The following is a 5,882-nucleotide window of genomic DNA, read 5'->3' as shown; positions in this document are numbered from 1 at the left end:
AGTGAGAGAAATATGCAAAAACTAATTAGTTTCGAATCAAAGAACAATAACAAAATCATCACACTTTCTGCAGCTATAACTGTATTTTTTATAACACATCCCGTATGGGCCCAAGCAAACGGTTTAGCTCCTGCAAAAACAGCTTTAGAAGAACTCCAAAAAGATCTTAATACTAATATTATTCCTGTCGCTGCTGCTGTTATACTATTATGCTTAGCAATTGGTTACGCAGGCCGCTACATAGAAAAGGATACATTTGTACGCTGGGCGATTGGCGTTGTCGTCGCTGGCTCAGCAACCCAACTTGCGAGCCTGTTATTCAAGGGGCAAGCGTAAGTCTATATAATGCATAATATTTTTATCATAAGGTTTTATATCTAATTATTATACACATATAAAAATCTCATATGTTTTATAATAATAAATACAAAGTATTAATAAGAGCATTAATTAAGAGTAAAATATGAAAAAATTAATTGATTTCCGATTAAAAAATAACAATAGAATCACAGCAATTTCTTCGGCTATAAGTTTATTTTTTATAGTACATCCTGCGTATGCAAAACTAAAAGCTGAAGATGCTTTAAAAACTCTGCAAACAGATCTTACTACTAATATTATTCCTGTTGCTGCTGCCGTTATTCTTTTATGCTTAGCAATTGGTTATGCTGGACGTTACATCGGAAAAGATACATTTGTACGGTGGGCAATCGGTGTTATCGTCGCTGGCTCAGCAACCCAACTTGCGAGCCTGTTATTCAAGGGGCAAGTGTGAGTCTTTATAAGACATAATGTCTCTAATGTGAGAGTTTATGTTTGATAAATTTAAACATATTATGTGATATTTCGTTTATATTAAGAATATACAAAGTATTGATAAGAGTAAAATATGAAAAAATTAATTAATCTCAAATTAAAAAATAATAACAAAATTATCGTAATTTCTGCAGCTCTAAGTGTCTTTTTTATAACGAATCCCGTATATGCAAATGTAAAATTAGATCCTGCAAAAAAGGCGTTAGATGCACTCCAAAATGACTTAAAAGCGATTATCCCTCTCGCCGCTGCTGTTATACTTTTGTGTTTAGCAATTGCCTATGCAGGGCGCTACATTGGAAAAGATACGTTTGTACGGTGGGCGATTGGCGTTGTCATCGCTGGCTCAGCAACACAACTTTCTACACTGTTATTTACAGGTAAATAATAAGCTTATATAACACATAATGTTTTTAAAGTAAGAGTTTATACTTGCTATTTGTAACATATAAAGATACCAATTTGTTTATTTTAAAAAGTATAAAATATTCATAAAAATTTAATGAAAGTAAAATATGCGAAAATTAATTAATCTCCAAACACAAAATAACAACAAAATCATAGTAATTTCTACAGCTATAATTACATTTTTTATAACACAGTCTGCATATGCAAATGCGCAATTAGCTCCTGCTGAAAAAGCTCTGACTGCTCTAAAAAAAGATCTTATTGATCACATTATTCCTGTTGCTGCTGCCGTGATACTTTTGTGCTTAGCAATTGGTTACGCAGGCCGCTACATAGGAAAAGATACGTTTGTACGGTGGGCAATCGGCGTTGTCATTGCTGGCTCGGCAACCCAACTTGCTAAACTGCTATTTACAGGTCAAGCATAAATTAGTATAATACGTAATGTTTTTAATGTTCGTTGATTATAGATTTGTACCAGTAATAATATCGCTCACACTACGGAAAAAGGAATATTATTTATAGCAACTTTAATTAAAAGGGGATAAAAGATATGAAACAATTAAATACGCTTCAATCAAAAATATGTAAGATTAGTGCTATTTTTATAACTTTGATTATGTTATTAATAACTCAATCTGCATATGCTCAGACGGAAACAAAGAGTTTAGATGTTTTCATAGGGATGCAATATGGATTAAGTATAATTATTCCTATCGTTGCTGCTATCATTCTTTTATTACTTTTGCTTATTTATATATTTCGTATTATCGCAAGAGCTACATTTATGCGATGGGCATTCAGTGTCATTATTGCTGGTGCAGCTTTTTATATTAGCCACATATTATTTCACCTCCAGTGACGAGAACATTCCATGAAATCGCAAGAAAAAAAAGAATTCCCCCTATTCAAGGGAGCAACACGTGTTCCAACGATATGGGGTGTCCCCATGATGCCATTTATCGTTATGGTTATGGGGGTTGCTGTTATTGCTATGACAGTAAGTATCTTTTTGTGGATTATAGCACCTCCATTATGGTTTATTATGGTGCAAATTACTAAAAACGATGATAAGGCGTTTCGTATCTGGTGGTTATGGATCGATACTAAATTTCGCAATCGCAACAAAGGTTTTTGGGGCGCATCAAGTTATAGTCCCTCTGATTATAGTAAAAGGAGATAAACATGACAGCTGTTGAAAGCAGCAAACGCCTTGCATCAGAGACACCTGTAAGCCTGTTTCTGCCTTATTCACATCATATTACAGATACGATTATTTCTACTAAAAATGCGGAATATTTGTCAATTTGGAAAATTGATGGGCGTTCGCATCAAAGCGCTTCAGAAGAAGATATTTTTCAATGGATAAAAGAGCTTAACAATACTCTACGGGGTCTTGCATCAGCCAATTTATCATTTTGGACGCATATTGTGCGCCGCCGTGTTTATGAATATCCTGATTCAACATTTGATCAAATGTTTTGCTATCAACTTGATGAAAAATATCGACAAAGCTTTACTGGTTATAATTTGATGGTCAATGATTTATATCTGACTGTCATTTTTCAACCGATAGCGGATAAAATTATGTCGTTCTTTTCTAAACATGAACGTGAAACGCTTGATCAAAAAAAGATGCGACAAGACACATGTATCAAAGAACTCAATGACATCAATCGTACTTTAGGCCAATCTTTAAACCGTTACGGTGCAGAACTTCTTGGTGCTTATGAAAAAAATGGGCATGCTTATTCTTCTGCACTTGAATTCCTTGGAATGCTTGTCAATGGTGAATATCGCCCTATGCCAATTTGCCATGACCGTTTTGCTGACTATATGTCTGTCAATCGACCTTTTTTCTCAAAATGGGGCGCTCTTGGTGAACTGCGAACAACCAGTGGAATGCGTCGATTTGGAATGCTTGAAATTAAAGAATATGATGCAACAACCAAACCAGGACAATTAAATGTTTTGTTGGAAAGTGACTTCGAGTTCGTATTGACGCAGAGCTTTTCAGTGCTCTCCCGACATGCTGCTAAAGACTATTTACAACGGCATCAGCGTAATCTTATTGATGCACGAGATGTGGCAACGAGCCAAATTGAACAAATTGACGAAGCACTAAACCAGCTTATCAGTGGGCATTTTGTCATGGGAGAACATCACTGCACATTGACGATCTATGGTGATACAATTCAACAAGTTCGCGACCATATGGCCAAAGCAAGTGCAGCATTACTAGACGTTGCGGTACTGCCCAAACCTGTAGACTTAGCGATAGAGGCTGGCTATTGGGCACAACTTCCTGGCAATTGGAAATGGAGACCACGTCCTGCTCCGATTACATCATTGAACTTTTTGTCATTTTCATCTTTTCATAATTTTATGTCAGGAAAACCCACTGGCAACCCATGGGGACCAGCCGTCACAATTCTTAAAACAACCAGTAAAACACCGCTTTATTTCAACTTTCATGCCTCCAAACTTGAAGAGGACTCGACAGATAAACGTTTACTTGGTAATACCGCACTTATCGGACAATCTGGTTCCGGTAAAACCGTGTTACTCGGCTTTTTGTTAGCACAAGCACAAAAATTTAAGCCGACAACTGTTGTTTTTGATAAAGATCGTGGCATGGAAATTGCCATTCGGGCGATGGGTGGAAAATATTTAACATTCAAGCCAGGCAGAAAAAGTGGTTTCAATCCTTTCCAACTCCCACCCACACAAGAAAATCTTATTTTTCTGAAACAATTTGTTAAAAAATTGGCAGAAGCTGGTGGTGAAGTCACGCATCACGACGAAGAAGAAATTAACAAAGCAGTTATGTCTGTTATGAGTGCTAACATTGACCGATCACTCCGTCGTTTGTCCTTTCTAGTACAATTTTTACCAAATCCACGTTTAAGTGATTATAATGCTCACCCATCTGTTCATGCTCGCTTACTAAAATGGTGTGAAGGTGGTGATTATGGGTGGTTGTTTGATAATCCCCATGATGCTCTTGATCTCTCAACACATCAAATTTACGGCTTTGATATCACGGAATTCTTAGATAATTTTGAAACTCGCACTCCAGTGATGATGTATTTGCTTTACCGCACAGAAGGCATGATTAGCGGACAGCGGTTTATGTATATCTTTGACGAGTTTTGGAAGCCTTTGCAAGATCCGTACTTTGAAGATTTAGCCAAAAATAAACAAAAGACCATCCGTAAACAAAATGGTATTTTTGTTTATGCAACACAAGAGCCTAGCGATGCCTTGGAAAGTAATATTGCCAAAACACTCATTCAACAGTGTGCAACTTACATTTTTCTAGCCAATCCCAAAGCAAATTATGAAGATTATACAAAAGGCTTTAAACTAACAGATGCCGAATTTGAACTCGTTAAAGGACTTGGTGAGTTTAGTCGCCAATTCCTCATTAAGCAGGGTGATCAATCTGCGCTTGCAGAACTGAATCTTGGTAAATTCCATCTAACACGCGATGGAAAAACCATCGAACACGACTTTAGTGACGAGCTCTTAGTGTTATCAGGAACGCCTGATAACGCAGAGTTAGCCGAAAGCATTATCGCAGAAGTTGGTGATGATCCGGCAATATGGTTACCAATTTTCTTACAGCACGCAAAAAATGACAGGAGGGAAACATGAAAAAAAGGTCATTTCAATAGTAGTTGTAATAACTTTAGGGGTTTCAAACCCAGCGATGGCTTGGGTTTGGGGCGCTGGGTCGGCGGATTTATCGGCATCCGTTCCAACGAAGTGGCCCAATTTTTTTGGAAGTTCATCTTCAAATACATCAAAGTCTAAAAAAACTCCACAGCAAAAGAAAGCGCCACCTGATGCCCAACTTCTCGATATGCTAAAAAAACACCTTGAGGAAGTAAAAAAGATACACGAGTCTATAACGGGAAGCCAAAAATTCGACACTAAAAAACTTAAAAATGTACAAACAGATCACAGTAGCTTTTTTCTCAAAAATCCAGAGAATCTCTACAATAGAAATAAAACTTCTGCTCTATCTACATCACTTGAAAATATTTTAAAAGAAGAAGAAATTCCTGTCACTATCCATGAATCTAGCAGTTTTATCAACAAGCGTATCCAATATGCAGCCATCACTGATAAAGCCGTAAGTTTAAAAACTTTTCAAGAAGCAAACAATCGTTTTCAGCAAATTGAAGAACTATTAAACGAGATCACGACAACAAAAGATCTAAAAAGTATTGCCGAGTTACAAGCACATATAATTGGAATGCTTGCTATGCTACAAAATGAAACAGCAAAACTACAAATGGTTACACATTTACGCAATGCTGAACATACACTTATCAAACAACAGAAAGATAAACATAACATAAAAATTTTGAATAGTAAAAACACGAACATGCCTACCATAAGATTCATTAGGTAAAGCTTTTTGTAGCAATATTTTGTATATTATTTTTCCTGTATGCTCGTAAAAAGAAAAAGTTAATGCGTAATACTCAATTCTCTCTCATAGATCGAAAAGGTCTACGAAGTTTCATTTTATCCTTAAAAAAATTCAACGAAAAATGCTCAAAAAGCATATAAAAAGTTGAAAATTCGTTAAAGAGGAATTCCATGGACTTTACAGTGTTCACGCAACTTTTCAATAAAATTGATCAGAT

Annotated in this window: 8 protein-coding genes; all 8 read left to right on the top strand. The window is 36.1% G+C overall.

Translation table 11 applies throughout. The features are described from left to right. Positions 1 to 12: 12 nt before the first annotated feature. The 8 genes from trwL (ACFIMM_RS09215) to ACFIMM_RS09180 all read left to right on the top strand — a co-directional run bounded on the left by trwL (ACFIMM_RS09215) (position 13) and on the right by ACFIMM_RS09180 (position 5,644). Complete coding sequence (gene trwL, locus ACFIMM_RS09215; protein WP_375613863.1) at positions 13 to 336, top strand: VirB2 family type IV secretion system major pilin TrwL; 324 nt, start codon at positions 13 to 15, stop codon at positions 334 to 336. A 127-nt stretch (positions 337 to 463) separates the two neighbouring features. Continuing rightward, positions 464 to 775, top strand: a complete 312-nt coding sequence (trwL, locus tag ACFIMM_RS09210; RefSeq protein ID WP_375613864.1) for a VirB2 family type IV secretion system major pilin TrwL — start codon at positions 464 to 466, stop codon at positions 773 to 775. Positions 776 to 889: 114 nt separating this feature from the next. Next, positions 890 to 1,204: a VirB2 family type IV secretion system major pilin TrwL gene (gene trwL / locus ACFIMM_RS09205; RefSeq protein ID WP_375682428.1), complete on the top strand. Its 315-nt coding sequence runs from the start codon at positions 890 to 892 to the stop codon at positions 1,202 to 1,204. A gap of 127 nt (positions 1,205 to 1,331) precedes the next feature. Further along, positions 1,332 to 1,652 (top strand): VirB2 family type IV secretion system major pilin TrwL, encoded by a 321-nt coding sequence (gene trwL / locus ACFIMM_RS09200; RefSeq protein WP_375613866.1) that lies wholly within the window; start codon positions 1,332 to 1,334, stop codon positions 1,650 to 1,652. A gap of 125 nt (positions 1,653 to 1,777) precedes the next feature. Continuing rightward, a complete protein-coding gene (locus ACFIMM_RS09195; protein ID WP_375613867.1) occupies positions 1,778 to 2,086 on the top strand; it encodes a conjugal transfer protein in 309 nt (102 codons plus the stop codon). Between the two features lie 12 nt (positions 2,087 to 2,098). Next, positions 2,099 to 2,407, top strand: a complete 309-nt coding sequence (locus tag ACFIMM_RS09190; protein WP_375613868.1) for a type IV secretion system protein VirB3 — start codon at positions 2,099 to 2,101, stop codon at positions 2,405 to 2,407. A gap of 2 nt (positions 2,408 to 2,409) precedes the next feature. Next, positions 2,410 to 4,881, top strand: coding sequence for a VirB4 family type IV secretion/conjugal transfer ATPase (locus ACFIMM_RS09185; RefSeq protein ID WP_375613869.1), 2,472 nt, complete (start codon positions 2,410 to 2,412; stop codon positions 4,879 to 4,881). Further along, positions 4,862 to 5,644, top strand: coding sequence for a type IV secretion system protein (locus ACFIMM_RS09180; protein ID WP_375683682.1), 783 nt, complete (start codon positions 4,862 to 4,864; stop codon positions 5,642 to 5,644). Before ACFIMM_RS09185 ends, ACFIMM_RS09180 begins: the two co-directional genes overlap by 20 nt. Positions 5,645 to 5,882 lie beyond the last annotated feature (238 nt).

The organism is Bartonella sp. AP258QHHD (assembly GCF_042196145.1).
Taxonomy (GTDB): Bacteria; Pseudomonadota; Alphaproteobacteria; order Rhizobiales; family Rhizobiaceae; genus Bartonella.
This window is presented reverse-complemented; position numbering and strand designations above follow the sequence as displayed.

Excerpts from the sequence above, each read along its gene's own strand:
- ACFIMM_RS09185 (WP_375613869.1), top strand. The coding sequence starts at position 2,410 with ATGACAGCTGTTGAAAGCAGCAAACGCCTTGCATCAGAGACACCTGTA.
- trwL (WP_375613863.1), top strand. The coding sequence starts at position 13 with ATGCAAAAACTAATTAGTTTCGAATCAAAGAACAATAACAAAATCATC.
- trwL (WP_375613864.1), top strand. The coding sequence starts at position 464 with ATGAAAAAATTAATTGATTTCCGATTAAAAAATAACAATAGAATCACA.
- trwL (WP_375682428.1), top strand. The coding sequence starts at position 890 with ATGAAAAAATTAATTAATCTCAAATTAAAAAATAATAACAAAATTATC.
- ACFIMM_RS09180 (WP_375683682.1), top strand. The coding sequence starts at position 4,862 with ATGACAGGAGGGAAACATGAAAAAAAGGTCATTTCAATAGTAGTTGTA.
- ACFIMM_RS09190 (WP_375613868.1), top strand. The coding sequence starts at position 2,099 with ATGAAATCGCAAGAAAAAAAAGAATTCCCCCTATTCAAGGGAGCAACA.
- ACFIMM_RS09195 (WP_375613867.1), top strand. The coding sequence starts at position 1,778 with ATGAAACAATTAAATACGCTTCAATCAAAAATATGTAAGATTAGTGCT.
- trwL (WP_375613866.1), top strand. The coding sequence starts at position 1,332 with ATGCGAAAATTAATTAATCTCCAAACACAAAATAACAACAAAATCATA.